This window comes from Sphingomonas sp. URJC2 (assembly GCF_059803575.1).
This window is the reverse complement of the sequence record NZ_JAPFGX010000036.1, coordinates 1-16,256: the sequence shown is the minus strand read 5'-3', so window position 1 is coordinate 16,256 and position 16,256 is coordinate 1. Positions and strand designations below refer to the sequence as shown.

At 70.3% G+C, this 16,256-nt stretch carries 15 protein-coding genes and 1 tRNA gene; 4 read left to right on the top strand and 12 right to left on the bottom strand.

Going from position 1 to position 16,256, the window contains the following annotated elements:
* The 5 genes from OPU66_RS11960 to OPU66_RS11940 form a co-directional block, all read right to left on the bottom strand.
* A complete protein-coding gene (locus tag OPU66_RS11960; RefSeq protein ID WP_498553877.1) occupies positions 1–1,722 on the bottom strand; it encodes a WD40 repeat domain-containing protein in 1,722 nt (573 codons plus the stop codon).
* A complete protein-coding gene (locus tag OPU66_RS11955; protein ID WP_498553876.1) occupies positions 1,719–2,483 on the bottom strand; it encodes a formylglycine-generating enzyme family protein in 765 nt (254 codons plus the stop codon). The genes OPU66_RS11960 and OPU66_RS11955 overlap by 4 nt, the downstream gene beginning before the upstream one ends.
* A gap of 263 nt (positions 2,484–2,746) precedes the next feature.
* Complete coding sequence (locus OPU66_RS11950; protein WP_498553875.1) at positions 2,747–5,215, bottom strand: TonB-dependent receptor plug domain-containing protein; 2,469 nt, start codon at positions 5,213–5,215, stop codon at positions 2,747–2,749.
* Entirely contained in the window at positions 5,212–6,165 is a 954-nt protein-coding gene (locus OPU66_RS11945) for a hypothetical protein (RefSeq protein WP_498553874.1), read from the bottom strand. The genes OPU66_RS11950 and OPU66_RS11945 overlap by 4 nt, the downstream gene beginning before the upstream one ends.
* Positions 6,166–6,337: 172 nt before the next feature.
* Complete coding sequence (locus OPU66_RS11940; protein WP_498553873.1) at positions 6,338–6,484, bottom strand: hypothetical protein; 147 nt, start codon at positions 6,482–6,484, stop codon at positions 6,338–6,340.
* 149 nt (positions 6,485–6,633) lie between these two features.
* Between OPU66_RS11940 and OPU66_RS11935 the strand changes: the two genes are divergently transcribed.
* Both OPU66_RS11935 and OPU66_RS11930 read left to right on the top strand, forming a co-directional pair.
* Positions 6,634–7,341, top strand: coding sequence for a response regulator (locus OPU66_RS11935; protein ID WP_498553872.1), 708 nt, complete (start codon positions 6,634–6,636; stop codon positions 7,339–7,341).
* Positions 7,341–8,744, top strand: a complete 1,404-nt coding sequence (locus OPU66_RS11930) for a sensor histidine kinase (protein ID WP_498553871.1) — start codon at positions 7,341–7,343, stop codon at positions 8,742–8,744. Before OPU66_RS11935 ends, OPU66_RS11930 begins: the two co-directional genes overlap by 1 nt.
* 39 nt (positions 8,745–8,783) lie before the next feature.
* Here OPU66_RS11930 and OPU66_RS11925 read toward each other — a convergent pair.
* From OPU66_RS11925 to infA, 5 genes are all read right to left on the bottom strand, one after another.
* A tRNA-Phe gene (locus OPU66_RS11925) sits at positions 8,784–8,859 on the bottom strand.
* 29 nt (positions 8,860–8,888) lie between these two features.
* Complete coding sequence (yacG, locus tag OPU66_RS11920) at positions 8,889–9,071, bottom strand: DNA gyrase inhibitor YacG (RefSeq protein WP_498553870.1); 183 nt, start codon at positions 9,069–9,071, stop codon at positions 8,889–8,891.
* On the bottom strand, positions 9,052–10,035 hold the full coding sequence (locus OPU66_RS11915) for a ribonuclease (RefSeq protein WP_498553869.1): 984 nt from the start codon (positions 10,033–10,035) through the stop codon (positions 9,052–9,054). The genes yacG and OPU66_RS11915 overlap by 20 nt, the downstream gene beginning before the upstream one ends.
* On the bottom strand, positions 10,028–10,624 hold the full coding sequence (locus OPU66_RS11910; protein ID WP_498553868.1) for a Maf family protein: 597 nt from the start codon (positions 10,622–10,624) through the stop codon (positions 10,028–10,030). The genes OPU66_RS11915 and OPU66_RS11910 overlap by 8 nt, the downstream gene beginning before the upstream one ends.
* Positions 10,621–10,839 carry a translation initiation factor IF-1 gene (infA, locus tag OPU66_RS11905; RefSeq protein ID WP_003049127.1) on the bottom strand — a complete coding sequence of 73 codons (219 nt, stop codon included), beginning with the start codon at positions 10,837–10,839 and terminating at the stop codon, positions 10,621–10,623. The genes OPU66_RS11910 and infA overlap by 4 nt, the downstream gene beginning before the upstream one ends.
* Before the next feature lie 150 nt (positions 10,840–10,989).
* Here infA and OPU66_RS11900 point away from each other — a divergent pair, with 150 nt between their 5' ends.
* Together OPU66_RS11900 and OPU66_RS11895 are read left to right on the top strand one after the other, a co-directional pair.
* On the top strand, positions 10,990–11,967 hold the full coding sequence (locus tag OPU66_RS11900) for an acyl-CoA thioester hydrolase/BAAT C-terminal domain-containing protein (protein WP_498553867.1): 978 nt from the start codon (positions 10,990–10,992) through the stop codon (positions 11,965–11,967).
* The gene (locus OPU66_RS11895) at positions 11,964–12,821 is read left to right on the top strand and encodes a thioesterase family protein (RefSeq protein ID WP_498553866.1); all 858 of its coding nucleotides are present in this window, start codon (positions 11,964–11,966) and stop codon (positions 12,819–12,821) included. Before OPU66_RS11900 ends, OPU66_RS11895 begins: the two co-directional genes overlap by 4 nt.
* A gap of 138 nt (positions 12,822–12,959) precedes the next feature.
* Here OPU66_RS11895 and OPU66_RS11890 read toward each other — a convergent pair whose 3' ends face one another.
* Positions 12,960–13,781 carry a S1/P1 nuclease gene (locus OPU66_RS11890; protein ID WP_498553865.1) on the bottom strand — a complete coding sequence of 274 codons (822 nt, stop codon included), beginning with the start codon at positions 13,779–13,781 and terminating at the stop codon, positions 12,960–12,962.
* Positions 13,782–13,900: 119 nt separating this feature from the next.
* On the bottom strand, positions 13,901–16,048 hold the full coding sequence (locus OPU66_RS11885; protein ID WP_498553864.1) for a sodium-translocating pyrophosphatase: 2,148 nt from the start codon (positions 16,046–16,048) through the stop codon (positions 13,901–13,903).
* Positions 16,049–16,256: the final 208 nt, after the last annotated feature.

Genomic DNA, 16,256 nt, shown 5'->3' with positions numbered 1-16,256 from the left:
TCATATCCGGGGCGGGATGCGGTAGGTGCGCCCGCCATAGCAGCTGGCGACGAACACCCCGGCCAGCGGATCGGCAGCGAGCGACGACACGCCGAAGCGGCTGATCTGGCGGATCACCGGCCAGCGCCCGCGCGCCCAGTCATAGATGGCAAGGCGGCCGTCATAGGCCCCGGTCGCGATCATCGACGTGCCGGGCAGCACGGCCAGGCATTTGATCGAATGATCGTGCGGCGTCGCCACGATGTCGGCCACGCCGTCGCGCCACAGCCTGAGGGTCAGGTCGCGGCCGACACTGGCGAACCGCCCGTCGGGCAGCGCGGCGGCGGCGTTGGCGATCTTGTCATGCGCGCGCGCGATCCACGCCAGCGGGGCGAGATCGGCGGTGGCGTGGATCGCCGCCGCCCCGGTCGCGCAGACGCTGAACAGCTGCCCGCCGCCCGCCGCCAGCCCCTTGACCGCATTGTCGTGCAGCTGGACCGCGCCAAGGAACGCAGGGCCATCGGGTCCGGGGGCAAAGACCAGCCCCTCGCCCATATAGCTGCCGATCACGAGCCGCGCCCCGGCCCCGTCCCCCCAGCTTGCCGCGCAGTTGAGCGGGGCATGGTGGCGGTGGAGGATCCGGCCGGTCAGCGCGTCGAACACCAGCCCCAGCTGGCCACCGGTGATCAGCATCCCCTCCCAGGGATGCAGGAAGTTGCACAGGCTGCCGAGCGGACGGACCGGCACGCCGTCGCGCCGGACGATGCCGGCATCGCCGATGGCGAACACCGCCTCGTCGAGCACGCAGCAGGCGTTGAGACCCGGCGTGTCACCGATATGATCGGTGCGCCAGTGCCGCGCCGCCGCATCATATTCGGCATAGGCGCTGCCGAACGATCCGAACACCAGCCGGTCCGGCCCGGCAAAACACGCCGCGCGCAGCCAGACGATTGGCGGTGCCTCGGTCGTCTGTTCGGGATAGAGCCGGCCATCGCCGCCGATCGTCCACAGCCTGACCGTGCGATCATAGCCGGCGCTCATCAGCCGCCGCCCGGTCGGGTCGAGCGCGAGCCGCTTGATCCCCGCCGCATGGGCGGGCACCCGCTCCGCACCGCCGCGGCCGAGCACCAGAATCTCGCCCGCATCATTGCCGGCAAAGATGCGGCCATCGGGCGCGATGGCGATGGTGTCGGTCTCGACCCCCGGCCGGTGGCAGGCGATTTCCGCGCCGTCATCGGCCCGCCAGCGGCGGATCGTGCCATCGTCGCTCGACGAGGCCAGTTCGGCACCGCCCGCCAGCCATTCGACCGACAGCACATCGGCATCATGGCCCTGAAGCGTCCGCAGGAGCGCGCCGCTGCGGTCGAACAGCCGGATCATGCGGTCGCGCGACGCCGTGGCGACGAACCGGCCGCACCGGCTCCAGCTCGCCATTTCGACATCGTCGCGGTGGCCGGCGAGCACGGCAACCGGGGCCAGATCGTCCGCCGTCCAGATGCGCGCCAGATAGTCGCTGCTCGCGCTCACGATCAGCCGCCGGTCGGGGCTGAACCGGCACTGGTTGACCAGATGGTCATGCCGCGCGACGTGCAGCGGCGTCCGCCGATCGGCATCCCACAGGATCAGCCGGCTGTCATAGCCGGCGGTGGCGACATGCGCGCCGCCATTCCAGTCGATGCCGCTGATCGGCGAACGGTGCGCGATGATGGCGGTCGCGCTGACCGGGCGGTCGAGATCGATCATCGGCACACCAGCCTGAACCCGCGATGCCGGAATGGCGGGGCCGGGTGCGGCCCGTGCCGCCGCGCCCCGCGCGCCAGATCGCCGCCCAGCGCGAAACAGCCGCCACGTAGCACCCGGTAGGTCCCGCCGGACAGGGCGGTCAGATCATCGTCGATCCACCGTCCGCCCGGATAGGGGGCGTAGCAATCGGCCACCCATTCCTCGACATTGCCCGCCATGTCCCACACGCCGAACGGCGATACGCCGCCCGGATAGGCGGCGACCGGGGTGGTGGTGCCGATCCCCGCCTCGCGCGTGTTGCAGCGCGTGGCATCGAAAATGTCGCCATAGGGATAGATCAGCGCATCCGGCCCGCGCGCGGCCCATTCCCATTCCGCCTCGCCGGGCAGGGCAAGGCACCGGCCGGTGATCGCGGATGCCCAGACCGCATAATCATCGGCATCCGCCGCCTCGACGCCCCAGACCGGATGGTCGCCGGGCGCGCCAATGCGGATCGATTCGGGGGGCGGCCGCCCGGTCGCGGCCAGAAAGGGCCGATACTGATCGTTGGTGACCGGGAAGCGGCTGATCGCAAACGGCGCGATCCGCACGCTGTGGCGCGGATATTCCTTGGCGATCCAGTCCCCGAATGCGGCGCGGTAGCGCGGATCGACCAGCCGGTCGCCCCAGTCGGCACGGCAGGCGGCCATCTCGGCCATGGTCGATCCGATCGGCGCATCGCCGCCGGGGATCGCCACCATGTCGAACAGGCCGTCCGGCACCCGACCGGGCACGGCGCGGCGGCGGGCCGCTGGCATCACGGATATGGGCGATGCGGTCATCCGTTCCCCCTTCAGCCGCCCGGCCGGCGACGCGGGGAACGCAGGCGGGCCGGCCGGACAAGCCGCACCAGACTGGGCAAGGCGCGGCCGCGCGGCCAGCCGATCCCGGTCCGCTCTGGCACCGGATTGCCGGCTTTCACGGCCAAAGCGGATGAAACCGCGCAGCAACACGCGCCCAAACCCTGTTGCCGGCGCGCCACGCGTCAGAACGCCTTGCGCAGGCTGAAACTGATCAGCCGCCCGACCGGGTTCAGATAAGCGGGCTGATAGTTGATCGGCGTCATGCCCAGCCGGTCGCGGACCTCCGGCCGGTCGTTCAGCAGGTTGACGACCGACAGGCTGGCGCGCACGCCCTTCATCCAGCCCGGTGCCGTCGGCCCGCCGAACCGGTCGGCGACGTTCATGAACAGGGAAAGATTGATCGTGCCGTAAGCGGAGAAGCGCAGATCGCCTTCCCGGCCCGGCCCGGCAAGGCCGCTGACGGTGGTGCCGCTGACCCAGCTGGCGCTCGCCCGCACGCCAAGCCCGCGCCGATAGGCACCGGCCTGCAACTCGATCTCGTGCCGCGGCCGGCCGCCGCGCGCGTCGATGGCACCGCCACCGAGCAGATCGAGCCGCGGCCCGCCGTCGCGCAGCACGATCTCATCCTCCAGCCTCAGGGTGTAATAAGCGCTCACGAAAACGCGGCTGGTCAGCGTTTCGGCAAGCCGCGCGCCGGGGCTGCCCGGTGTCGCCGCCGCCAGCCGCGCCCCGGGCGGCAGCCGGCGCTGTGCATCCGCCTCGCTCTGCACGAACCGCACACGCACGTCGCGCAGGGCGGGCGGCACCGTGCCGAGCGGCCGGGTGAAGTTGAAGCCGAAGCGCAGCTGCTCCTGCTCTGACCGGGCGAAGTTGACCGGTCGGGCGTCGATTTCCAGCAACCGGCCATCGGCACCCCGCGAAAACCGTTCCGGGAATGCAGCCTCCACTTCGGGAAGCGCGATCGGAAAGGCGGTGATCGGATTGTCGATGCGGGTGCGCAGGTAATCGAGGTTGATCGTCAGATCGGCCTTCGCCAGCGGCTTGATCGTCAGGCCGATGCTGGCGATGCGACGTTCATCGGCGCGAAGATCGGGGTTGCCGCCGATCCGCCGGGTCAGATCGACGGTTTCGCCGCGGCTGAAGTCGAACGTGCGGACATTGGGCGTGACGACCAGCGGCGCGCCGAGCTGTTCCAGCGCCGGTGCGCCTTCTTCCCAGCTTGCCGAAGCAACCAGATTGATCGCGGGGGACGGCGTCCAGTTGAGACCATAGCCCCAGGTGCGGAGCGTCCCGAAATCAGAGAAACGCTCCAGCTGCACATTGGCGTTGACCGAAAGATCGCCGATCATGGCAAGGCCGCCCAGCCGCCGGCTGACGACGGGCAGGTCGATATTAGCCTGAACGACGCCCCGGTCGCGCGACAGGTCAAAGCCGCCGCCGGTCCCGCCGGCCGTCGACCGGCTGCTGAAATCCCGGAAATCCGCGCCTGCGCGCAGGCTGACCGAAACAGGTCCGGCCGGCAGCCGGGCCAGATCGCCGCCCAGCACCAGATCGGCATTGGCGGTGCGATCGACCGCCCGCGCTTCGGTGCCGATCGGACCGGCCGGGCCGGCCAGATCGATGCGCGTCCCGGTGCTGGTGCGATCAAGATTGCCGGTCAGCGTCCATTGCCACTTGCCCAGCCGCCCGCCGAGCGTGGTGCCGAGATGGCGGGTATCGGTCTGCACCGTGCCGGTCAGCGGCTCGCCAGTGGCGGCAATGCCGAACAGGCTCCGGTTCCGCTCCGATCCCAGCCGCGCGTTGAGTGTGGAGGACAGGCCGGCAATCACATCGGCGCTGACCGTGCCGGTCAGGCTGAAGCGCTCATTGCCCGGCAGCAGCGTGCGCGCGCGGCCCAGCTCAGGCCCGGCATCGAGCTGGCGGATGCCGCGTTCGCTCTCGAGCAGCGCGCCCGAGCGGCTATAGTCCGCATCCAGGCTCAGGCGGGTGTCGCCGCGAATGCGCAACAGGCTGGCAATCGCGCCCGGCGTGTCACGCCCGCCCTCCGTCGCCCCGGCGAGCGACGCCTGGCCGATCTGCGACGAAAACCGTTCGAACGTGACGATGTTGACCACCTTGCGCGTGGCCGGAAAGCCATATTTCAGCGCCAGTTCCTCGGGAAACACCTCCATCCGTTCGATCGCCTCGGTCGGGATGCGGGCGATTTCCGCATCGCCGGAAACACGGCGGCCATTGAGCAGCACGATCGGCCCCTCGGCCTCGCGGCCGCGGCTGCTGGCGACCTGCGGCCCGAGCGTCTGCAGCAATTCCCGGATATCGCCCGCGCCATAGGCACGGATGTCGACCGGCTTGAACGTCAGCGCGGCCGGGATGTCGCCGACCACCGACCCGCGCGGCTTTTCGGCCGCGACGACAATGTCCTGAGGGTCGGCGGGCGGCGGGGCGGGCGGGGGCATCTGATCCTTGAACTGCGCGCGCAGCTGCCGCTGCACCTCGGGCGGCAGCGGCTTGCCGTCGGCACCGCGGATTTCAAAGCCGTCCGGCGTCGGGGACGCGGCGGGCGGATCGGCATTCTGGGCCTGCACCCCGATCGGGGTGACGCCGGCAATCAAGGCGGCGGCGAGGCGCGCCCGGCGCGATACCGCGGTCATGCCTGCGTCTCCGCCACGCCGCAGCCCGGCAACCCCGCCCGGGCGGAAGCGCGCGCCCAATCGTCGAAGCGGGCGGCAAGCGGCCGGTCGCGCCGCCCCAGCAGATCGTCCAGCGCGTCCGCGCCCGTCGCCATGGGCCGCGCCGCGAACGCGCGGGCGACGCGCGCCAGAATCCGCCTGTCGCCGCTCGCCTCCGCCAGAAACTCGGCGACCGCCTGCGATTGCGCGTAAAAATCCAGCAGCGCCGTGCGCGGCAGACCAAGCTGGTCGACCCGCAGCACCTCCATCCCCGCCTGGCCCGCGCGCTTGCCCGCAAGCGCGCGCATCGATGCCGATTCGAACAGCGGGTGCCGCTGCGCCAGGAACGCACCCAGCGGCACCAGCCGGCCAGCGCAGACCTGCTGGTGGAAATGGCTGCGCCGCCGCGCCCGCACATCGGCCGATTCGGCCGCAATGGCGACCGCCTCGTCCAGCCAATCGGGCGCGGAGCTGCCATAACGCACAGCTGCCGGACCGGGAAACAGGGCCGCAGTCAGAAACACATGGTTCAGCTCGTGCCGGATGCCGGTATCGTTATCGAAATGATGGCCAGTGGCGGGTGCGCCGCCGCGCTCGCCCGGCCCGAAATGGCCGCTTCCCCAGGGCAGCGACCAGCGTTTGCGGTCGGCCGGCAGCGCGTCCAGCCGGGCCAGATACGGCATTTCCACGATCACGCCATGACCGGGATGAACATCGAACGTGGCGGTGAACGCGGCGAGCGCCTCGCGCAGCCGCGCATCGGCCCAGCGCGCCTTGGCACGGCTGTCGGTGATGATGGTCGCGTGGGGCGTCCTGAACACCAGCGGCCCCCCGGCCCCCAGCCGCTGCGGCACCGGCAGCCCGTCGCCACCGGCACCGTTCATCGCCCAGCCGGCCGCCAGCGCCAGGGCCGCCGCGATGCCGGCACGCAACGGAAGGGGAAGGGAGTTGGCGGCCCCGCGGCGTCGCCTGTTGCCGCGGATGCCGAAGATCGTCGCCATGCCGGCTGTCCTTGCGTCGGTTGTCCCGGGGTCCGCCATGCGGCGCGATGCCCGGCAAGATCGCCCGGCGCGCCCGGACTGATGGACGCGCCGGGCAGTTGGATCAGTAATAGACGTTGCCGTCCGGGGTCAGAATCACCCCGACGAGATTGCCGTTCTGATCGACGATCGCCTGGGCAGGCGCGGCGGCGGTGAACAGCATGGCGACCGCAGCGAAGGTGACTGCGGCGAACTGGCCGATGGTCTTCATGATCGTTGCTCCCCATTTATCGTCGCAGGGTTGCGACACGCGATCAGTGCGGCCTTTCGGTATCGCAATGATTTCGGCTTTGTGTCAGCTTCGGTCTGGTCAGTGCGATTGACGAAACTTGCCGACATTCGATACGCAGGGTCAGTTCTATGGAGATCAAGACAGACCTGACCGTCGCGATTGTCGACGACGACGATGCCATTCTGGAGACGCTGTCGGCATATCTTTCGATGCGCGGATGCCGGGTCTGGACGGCGCGGTCTGGCGAGGAACTGGACGAAATCCTGGCGCGCGACGTTGTCAACGTGATCGTGCTGGATGTGATGATGCCGGGGGAAGACGGCCTGTCGATCTGCCGCCGGCTGGCCGGCCAGCATGCGATGATCATCCTGAGCGCGATTGGCGACGTGCCGGATCGCGTGATCGGGCTTGAACTCGGCGCCTCGGATTATCTCGCCAAGCCGTTCGATCCGCGCGAGCTGCTCGCCCGCATCCGCTCGCTCGCGCGCCGCCCGGCGCTCGCCGGCGAACGCGTCAAGCGTCAGCTGTTCGGCTTTGACGGCTGGCTGCTCGATCTCGACGATGTCCGGCTGACCAACCCCGACGGCCAGATCGTGCCGCTCAGCAGCCGGGAAATGCGCATGCTCGAGGTGTTTCTCACCCGGCCGCAACGGCTGCTGACCCGGGAAACGCTGCTCGCCGAAACTCATGGCCCGACAGCCGACGTGTTCGACCGCGCGATCGACGTCACGATCAGCCGGCTGCGGCGCAAGCTCGTCCATGCCGATCTGCCCTCGCCGATCGAGACCGTGCGCGGCGAAGGCTATCGCTTCCGGCCTGCCGTCAAGCGGCTTTGATGGTCCGTCCGCTCGGCTCGATCTTTGCCCAGGCGCTGGCGCTTGTGCTCGCCTGTATCGGCGCGACGCTCGCGCTCGGCCTGGCCGTGCTCGCCTTCCGGCCGCCGCCGCCGCCGGCGACCGTCAGCATCGCCGCCTATGCCCAGGCGTGGCGCACCGGATCGGATCCCCGTTTCGCCTTCACGGTGTCCGATCGCCCCCCCGGGCTGTGGACGCGGCCTGCCGGCACCGGCGAAACCGTGATCGCGACAAGCCTTGCCCGGGGCGTCGCGCTGCGGCCGACGGACGTCAAGGTGGTGTTCACCGCGCCGTCGGTGTTCGGCCAGGTGCCGCGATCGGGAGCGGTCGAACGCGGGCAGATCACGATCATCGACGTGCCCGCGCCGCGCGCCGCGCCTGCCCGCGGCCAGATGTTCGACATCAGCGCCTATCTGCTCGGCACGGACGTGCGGGTGCCGCCGTTCATCGCCCTGTTCCGTCAGCCGGACGGCCGCTATCTGCGCCTCGAACCGCGCGAACGCCTGCCGACCGCATGGCAGCTGCGCCTGCTCGCGACGTTCGCGCTGGCGCTGCTCGCGATGACGCCGATCGCCTGGCTGGTCGCGCGCCGCTGGACGCAGACGATCCGCGCCCTCGCCGCCCGCGTCAGCCGGTTCGACATGCAGGATGCCGGCGCGTCGGTCACCGGCAGGCGCGACGCGGACGAGGTCAAGGCGCTCGAACATGCGTTCGAGGCGATGCATGATCGCATCCGCAATCAGGTCGCCGAACGGATGCAGATGCTGATGGCCGTCGCGCATGACCTGCGCACGCCGCTCACCAGCATGCGCATCCGCGCCGAAGATGTCGGCGATGCGCTGCGCCCCGGCTTCCTGCGCGATCTGGCCCGGCTGGACCAGATGATCGAGGGCATCCTCACCTTTGCCCGCGCCCGGAATCGTCCGGCCGGAAACCAGATCGTCGCGCTCGACCGGCTGGTCGAGGATCTGGTGGAGGGCGCACGGACGCGCGGCGAGGCCGTCGATCTGGAGGTGGAGCCGGTGACGGTCACCGGCAATGCGGTCGACCTGTCGCGCGCGATCGACAATCTGCTGAGCAATGCCGCCCGCTACGCGGCGCACGCCACGGTGCGGCTGCGCCGTCGCGGCGCGGATGCCGAGCTGTCGGTCAGCGACGACGGCCCCGGCGTGCCTGACCCGATGCTCCCCCGGCTGACCGAGCCGTTCTTCCGGGTCGAGGGGTCACGCAGCATCGAAACCGGCGGCATCGGTCTGGGCCTCGCGACAGTCAAGGCGATCGCCGAGGCGCATGGTGGCGCGCTCACCCTTGAAAATCTGAGGCCGGGCTTTCGCGCCCGCATCACCCTGCCCGCCCGCAATCGCCCGGACGACGCCACGGCCTGATCGCGCGATACTGGCGCGTGGATGATGCCTGAAGGTTTATGGTGCCCAGGGACGGGATCGAACCGCCGACACTGCGATTTTCAGTCGCATGCTCTACCAACTGAGCTACCTGGGCGCACAGCGTCTGACGCTGTGGAGGCGGCGCTATAGCGGCGGCTCATCGCCTCTGTCCAGAGGATTTTCAGCCGCCGGGCCGGGCAGGCGATAGCCTTCGCCCAGCCAGTTCAGCAGGTCGCGGTCACGGCAGCCGCGCGAGCAGAACGGGGCATGGTCCGGCGCGGCGGGACGGGCGCAGAGCGGGCAGCGGTCAGCGGTCGGGTTCGGCATGTCCGCCCCAGATGGTCTGTGCGGGATCGGCGCGCAAGCCGATGCGCGCGCCCAGCCGCCGGCCGAGCGCGTCGGTCCAGCCGGGGGCAGCGGCGATCCGGGCGATGACCGGCGGCGCGGCGACGAGCATCAGCGGCCCCGGCGGCGGCTGGCTGCGTTCGACGCGGCGCAGCAGCGCAAGCGCCGCCGTCAGCACCGGATCGGCCTGCACCAGCTCGCACAGCGACGGGCGCAGCCGGCGGCGGACGATCTGCAAAAAGCCAAAGCCGTTGACCGCCGTGCGTTCGAACGGCGCGGGCAGCGCGGCATCGAGCGCCTGTGCCGCGGCCTGACGCGCCGCCTTGTCGGGCATGGTCGGCAGATCGACGCCGATCGACCCGCCAATGTCGAACCGCCGGATCGCCGCCCCCGCCGCCGCCGCCCCGCGCCGGGCGAGTTCGGCGGGGGGCAGATCGCCGTCAATGTCGATCAGCGTCATCGCCGGGGTGACCGAAATGCGCAGCAGCCCGCCGGCAAAGGGCACCAGCCCGGTCGCCGCCTGTTCGACCAGTTCGGACCAGCCGGCCTGTTCGAGCAGATCGGGATCATGACCGGTCAAAACGCGCGCCGCGCCGATGGCAACGTCAAGCGACGGGCCGGGTGCCGGATCGGCGGCGGACGCGATCGCCAGCGGCAGCTTGGGATTGCCGCGCTCGGGAATGGCTTCGCGGACGATTTCGATGACCAGCGCCGCGCCCTCGCTCAGCCCCGGCGGCACCGACTGGAGAATCGCCTCGCCTCCATTCCCGGCTTCCCCGGTCATCCGCACCAGCGCGCGGGTGCCGCGCCGCTCGATCAGCCGGGCGGGCGCGACGGTGCCCAGCCTCAGCCCCGGCCGCTCGATCCGCGCCTCGATAATGCCGCCGCCCGCGATCAGCGCGGCGCGCGCCTCGCCGATGCCGGGTTCAAAAACCCATTCACCCATCAAGCCGCCCGGCCGCGACCAGCAGCGCGCGGGTGTCGAACAGCGGCAGGCCGACGACGCCGGAATGGCTGCCGGCAAGATGGCGGACAAACGCCTCGGCCGCGCCCTGCACGGCATAGCCGCCGGCCTTGCCCTGCCATTCGCCGCCGGCAAGATAGGCGGCGATCTCGCTGCCGGTCAGCCGCTTGAAGCTGAGGATGCTGGTCGACAGCCGGTGCCGCGCGGTGCCCGATGCGTCGATCAGCGTCACCGCGCTCAGCACGCGGTGGCGGCGGCCGGACAGCAGCTCCAGGCAGCGGCGCGCCTCGGCCGCGTCCTCGGTCTTGGGCAGGATGCGCCGGCCGACCGCGACGACGGTGTCGGCGCCGAGCACGAGTGCGCCGGGATGACGGGCGGCAACCGCTGCCGCCTTGGCCGCCGCCAGCCGCGCGGCATAGCGCGCCGGCAGCTCACCGGGCAGCGGCGTTTCGTCGAGATCGGCGGGGTCGACCGCATCGGGGACGACCCCGATGCGCGCCAGCAGGTCAAGGCGGCGCGGGCTGGCCGAGGCAAGGATCAGCGGCGCGCGCGCGACGGGCGCGGCGCTCACTTGAACCGGTAGGTGATCCGGCCCTTGGTCAGATCATAAGGCGTCAGTTCGACGAGCACCTCGTCGCCGACCAGCACGCGGATGCGGTTCTTGCGCATCTTGCCGGCGGTGTGGCCGAGAATCTCATGATCGTTTTCAAGGCGCACGCGGAACATCGCATTGGGCAGCAGTTCGACGACCTGCCCGCGCATCTCGAGAAGTTCTTCCTTAGCCAATGAGCAGTTTTCCCGATTTTGGAGGGTGTTGAAAAATCGCGTCGCCATAGCGGAGCAGGGCCGAAAAGGCAAAGGCCGTGCGCCGGGCCGGTTGACGCCGCGCACCGCGCGGGGATGATGCCCCCCCGAAAACAGTGAGGGGAGGACGGGATGCGCGAATATTGCCGGCTGGCATTGGCGATTGCCGGGCTTGCGGCGCTGGCCCCGCCGGCCACCGCGCAGAGCTTTGCCGTGCCGCCGGTGCAGATGGCCGAACCGGGCGATGCCGGCCGGCGAATCGGCGAGGACGGGCTGATCGGCAACTGGTTCCCGCCCGCGGGACCTGCTGCTGCGGCGGCGGGCACCCGGCGGCCGGCGATCCTGCTGCTCGGCGGATCGGAAGGCGCGCTGTCGGCCTCGGGCGTGCGCATGGCGCGGGCGCTGACCGCGATGGGCTATGGCGTGTTGCAGCTGTCCTATTTCCGCGCGCCCGGCCAGTCGCCATCGCTGGAACTGGTGCCGCTCGAACTGTTCGACCGCGCCCTCGGCTGGATCGGTCGCCAGCCGGGCATCGACCGCCGTCGGCTGGGCGTGATCGGCATTTCCAAGGGCGGCGAGGCGGCGCTGCTGATCGCCAGCCGCAACAAAAAGCTGCGCGCGGTGATTGCGGGGGTGCCGTCGCACGTCGCCTGGCCGGGCGTGGTGTGGGACGGGGCGTGGGGCACGACGCCCAGGCCGTCATGGTCGGCGGGCGGACAGCCGCTGCCGGTCGTTCCCTATGGCGCGTTCGACCCGGCGGGCGGCATCCGTTCGGTCTATGACAATGGGCTGAAGGCGCTGGCCGCGCATCCGGGCGCGGTGATCCCGCTGGAGCGGGCGCGCGCGCGCATCCTGCTGGTCTGCGGCGAGGCGGACAGCCTGTGGCCCGGCTGCCCGATGGCGCGCGCCGCCGCGGCACGCGCGGGACAGCGGGCCGAGGTCCGCGCCTATGCCGATGCCGGGCATCTGGCGTTCGGCGTGCCGGTCGACCCCAAATCGCCGGGTTTTGGCCAGCTGGCGAGCCTTGGCGGCACCGCCCAGGGCAATGCCGCCGCCCGCACTGACAGCTGGGCGCGCGCCGAGGCATTTCTGGCCGAGGCGTTCAAATGAGCGGCGCACCGACCATGGCCGCGGATCAGGATGCACAGGCGACAGGCCAGCCGACCGGGTTCGGCGCGCTCATCGCCGCGCTGGCCCCGCTTGCCGGGGCGGATGGCAGCCCCGCCGGCCTGACCACCGAGCTGCCCGAACACTGGACGCAGGGGCGCACCGCTTATGGCGGGCTGTCGGCGGCACTGTGTGTCGAGGCGGCGCGGCGCATGGGCGCGGACCTGCCGCCGCTGCGCTCGGGCCAGTTCGCCTTTGCCGGGCCCGCCGCCGGGCGGCTCGACATCCGGCCGGAGCTGGTGCGGCGCGGCCGCTCGGCAGCGACAGTGGCGGTCGCGCTCGACGGCGAACAGGGTCCGGCGGTGCGCGCGCTGCTCACCTATGGCGCGGCGCGCGACAGCCGGGTCGGCCATGACAGCCTGACCGCGCCCGATGTGGCCGGTCCAGAGGACTGCCCGGCCTTTTTCGCATCGGGCGGCGGCCCGCGCTTTGCCGCCAATATGGAGATGCGGCTTGCCGCCGGCAGCCGGCCGCTGGCGGGCGGAGATCCCGCTTTCTGGCTGTGGGTCCGCCACCGCGCGCCGGCCGGGGCCGATCCGGTGACCGCGCTGGTCGCGCTCGCCGATTCGCCGCCGCCTGCGGCCATGGTCGGCTTTCCCGCCCCCGCGCCGATCAGCACGATGACCTGGACGCTCGACCTGATCGGCGATCCGGGCGGTGATCCGGGGGCGTGGATGCTGCTGCGCTCGGCCAGCGAACAGGCCGGCCATGGCTATTCGGCGCAGGCGATGACGCTGTGGGACGAACACCGCCGCCCGCTTGCCGTCGCCCGGCAGATGGTCGCGCTGTTCGCCTGAGGAGGCCGTATGCTGGTCGCGGCACCGGCCCGCGCCCCCACCCGGCCTCCCATATCATGCTGCCGTTGGGAGGCCGGGTGGGGGTGCGGGCCGGTGCCGCCCGTGCGGCGCACGCCGCACCACAAACAGCCCCCACCGCTATTGCGCGAACAGCCGGTCGAGATAGGCGGCGATGCGGATTCCGGCCTGTTGCAGCCGCCGGTCGACGACCGGCTGCTGGGCAAAGGCATAGGCGAAGGACAGATCGGGCCGGGCGGGATAGAGCCCGTCGCGCAGCGCCGCGCTTTCCGCGATCCACACCGCCGGGTCGGCAGACCACCACAGGACGATATCGGCCGGGGCGATGCGGCGGTCGAGCCAGCCGGCATATTCGGAAAAGCTCAGGCCGTTGCGGGCGATCAGGCCGCTGTCCCACAGCGCATGCAAGTTGGTCGGCTCACCGAAAAAGCTGATCGCGACATCATTGCCGCCCTTGTCGCAGCCATTGCCGGCATGAAAGGGCTGGTGAAGGTCGCCGACGATATGGACGATGAAGCGCAGCGCCAGCTGCCGGTCCGCGCGGCTGGCGGCGGGGTTGCGCAGCGTTGCCGCAAAACGCGCCAGCGCGGTCACCGCATCGCCTTCGGGCGGGGTCGTCTCGGGGCCATGCGTCTTGCCCGGCGGCACCGTCACATAATGCCAGGGATTGGCGGTTTTCTGCCAGAACTCCGCCGGGTCGGAGCGCATTTCATCGGCCCAGGTCGCGGCTTCGGCCAGGCTTTCATCGCCCAGGATCAGGCGGATCTGCGCCCGCGCCAGCCCGCCCAAATGGCGCTCGGCAATCGCGCCGGTGACGCGGTGGCCGGTCTGCCCCCAGCCAAGCGCCGGCTGCGCGGTGCCAAAAGCGAGCGGCAGCGCAAACAGGGTCGCCAGCCGGCGGAACCGGCGGGCGGAAGAACGAGACGAAAGCGGATCGGTCATCGGGCGCAGATGCCGCGCCGGTGTGACATTTTTGGGGCATGAAAAACCCGCCCGGTCCGGCCGCACAGGGCGGCGGGACCGGGCGGGCAAAGGTTCAGCCCGTCAGGCTGCGCGGCGGATCAATGCACCCCGCCCGCCAGCGCCGCCAGCAGCAGCAGCGCGACGATGTTGGTGATCTTGATCATCGGATTGACCGCCGGGCCTGCGGTGTCCTTGTAGGGATCGCCGACCGTGTCGCCGGTCACGGCCGCCTTGTGCGCCTCCGATCCCTTGCCGCCATGATGGCCGTCCTCGATATATTTCTTGGCATTGTCCCACGCGCCGCCGCCCGAGGTCATCGAGATGGCGACGAACAGGCCCGACACGATCACGCCCAGCAGCAACGCGCCCAGCGCGGCAAAGCCATTGGCCTGCCCCGCCACCTGGGTGATGATGAAATAGACGGCGATCGGTGCCAGCACCGGCAACAGGCTGGGCACGATCATTTCCTTGATCGCCGCCTTGGTGACCAGATCGACGGTGCGCGCATAATCGGGCTTGGACGTGCCCGCCATGATCCCCTTATTGTCGCGGAACTGGGCGCGGACCTCCTCAACCACCGCCCCGGCGGCGCGGCCGACAGCGGTCATCCCCATCGCCCCGAACAGATAGGGCAGCAGCGCGCCGAGCAGCAGCCCGACGATCACATAGGGGTTGCTGAGCGAGAAATCGACGATCAGCCCCGGAAAGAAAGCGCGCAGATCGGTGGTATAGGCCCCGAACAGCACCAGAGCCGCCAGCCCGGCCGAGCCGATGGCATAGCCCTTGGTCACCGCCTTGGTGGTGTTGCCGACCGCGTCGAGCGCATCGGTGCGGTTGCGCACCTCGCCCTCCAGCCCGGCCATTTCGGCGATGCCGCCGGCATTGTCGGTCACCGGGCCATAGGCGTCGAGGGCGACGACCATGCCAGCGAGCGCCAGCATCGCGGTCGCGGCAAAGGCGATGCCGATGATGCCGGCGATCTGATAGGTGGCAACCACCGCGACGACGATGACGAGCGTCGGCAGCGCGGTCGATTCAAGGCTGATCGCCAGCCCCTGGATCACATTGGTGCCATGGCCGGTTTCCGATGCCTTGGCGATCGACTTGACCGGGCGATAGCCGGTGCCGGTGTAATATTCGGTGATCCACACGATCAGCCCGGTGACGCCCAGACCGATCAGCATGCACCAGAACAGCTGCCAGCCGGTGAAGCTCGGCCCGGCGGCATCGGCCCCGGCGATGAACGGTTCATCCCCGGCAAAGCCCGCACCGCCGATGACGGTGTTCATGTCGCCAAGCGTCAGCTGGGTCGCACCATAAAGCAGCGGGATCGACAGCAGGGCCGTGCCCCAGAACCCCTTGTAGAGCGCGCCCATGATCGACTGGCTGCCGCCCAGCCGGACCAGATAGGTGCCGATGATCGAGGCGATGATGCACACCCCGCCGGCGACCAGCGGCAGCGCCATCAACTTCATCAGGTCAGGCGCTTCGGCCCGCACCAGCAGCGCGACCGACACCATCGTCACGCCCAGCGTCACGACATAGGTTTCGAACAGATCGGCCGCCATGCCCGCACAGTCGCCGACATTGTCGCCGACATTGTCGGCGATCACCGCCGGGTTGCGGGGATCGTCCTCGGGAATGCCCGCCTCGACCTTGCCGACCAGATCGGCGCCGACATCGGCCGCCTTGGTGAAAATGCCGCCGCCCAAGCGCGCGAAGATCGAGATCAGCGAAGCGCCGAACGACAGCGCGACCAGCGCGTCGATGACCTGCCGGTCGCCGGGGGCCAGCCGCTGAATGTCGGTCAGCACATAGAAAAAGCCGGCAATTGCCAGCAGCCCCAGCCCGGCAACGAGCATGCCGGTGACCGCGCCCGAGCGGAAGGCGACGGTCAGCCCCGCCTGCAGGCTGGTCCGCGCCGCTTCGGCCGTGCGCACATTGGCGCGCACCGAAATGTTCATACCGATATAGCCGGCGACCCCCGACAGCAGCGCCCCGACGACGAAACCGACCGCCGAGATCGTGCCCAGAAACAGCGCCACCAGCACCGCCACCGCCACGCCGACCACCGCGATGGTCCGGTATTGCCGCCCCAGATAGGCCTTGGCCCCTTCCTGAATCGCGGCCGCAATCTCCTGCATCCGGGTATTGCCCGCCGGCTGCGCCAGAATCTGGCGACTGGTGATCAGGCCATACAAGACTGCGAGGACGCCGCAGCCAATCGCGATCAAAATCACGTTCATGCCATCCCTTCCCTGTTGGCGGCTCTTTGGCGGCCGCTTGTTCTGGGCAAAGGTATGAAAGGCGGCGGGGCAGGCGGCAAGCCGCGAATGGCGGGGGGTGGCGTTGTCTGTGCTGCGCCTATCGGCGCAGGGGCGGCACCGGCCCGCACCCCCACCCGGCCTCCCACAGTGTATCCTGCCGTTGGGAGGCCGGGTGGGGGTGCGGGCC

Bases quoted from the DNA above. Each gene is read 5' to 3' on its own strand.
- OPU66_RS11960 (WP_498553877.1), bottom strand. From the start codon at position 1,722: ATGATCGATCTCGACCGCCCGGTCAGCGCGACCGCCATCATCGCGCAC.
- OPU66_RS11950 (WP_498553875.1), bottom strand. From the start codon at position 5,215: ATGACCGCGGTATCGCGCCGGGCGCGCCTCGCCGCCGCCTTGATTGCC.
- OPU66_RS11940 (WP_498553873.1), bottom strand. From the start codon at position 6,484: ATGAAGACCATCGGCCAGTTCGCCGCAGTCACCTTCGCTGCGGTCGCC.
- OPU66_RS11935 (WP_498553872.1), top strand. From the start codon at position 6,634: ATGGAGATCAAGACAGACCTGACCGTCGCGATTGTCGACGACGACGAT.
- OPU66_RS11930 (WP_498553871.1), top strand. From the start codon at position 7,341: ATGGTCCGTCCGCTCGGCTCGATCTTTGCCCAGGCGCTGGCGCTTGTG.
- yacG (WP_498553870.1), bottom strand. From the start codon at position 9,071: ATGCCGAACCCGACCGCTGACCGCTGCCCGCTCTGCGCCCGTCCCGCC.
- OPU66_RS11915 (WP_498553869.1), bottom strand. From the start codon at position 10,035: ATGGGTGAATGGGTTTTTGAACCCGGCATCGGCGAGGCGCGCGCCGCG.
- OPU66_RS11900 (WP_498553867.1), top strand. From the start codon at position 10,990: ATGCGCGAATATTGCCGGCTGGCATTGGCGATTGCCGGGCTTGCGGCG.
- OPU66_RS11895 (WP_498553866.1), top strand. From the start codon at position 11,964: ATGAGCGGCGCACCGACCATGGCCGCGGATCAGGATGCACAGGCGACA.
- OPU66_RS11890 (WP_498553865.1), bottom strand. From the start codon at position 13,781: ATGACCGATCCGCTTTCGTCTCGTTCTTCCGCCCGCCGGTTCCGCCGG.
- OPU66_RS11885 (WP_498553864.1), bottom strand. From the start codon at position 16,048: ATGAACGTGATTTTGATCGCGATTGGCTGCGGCGTCCTCGCAGTCTTG.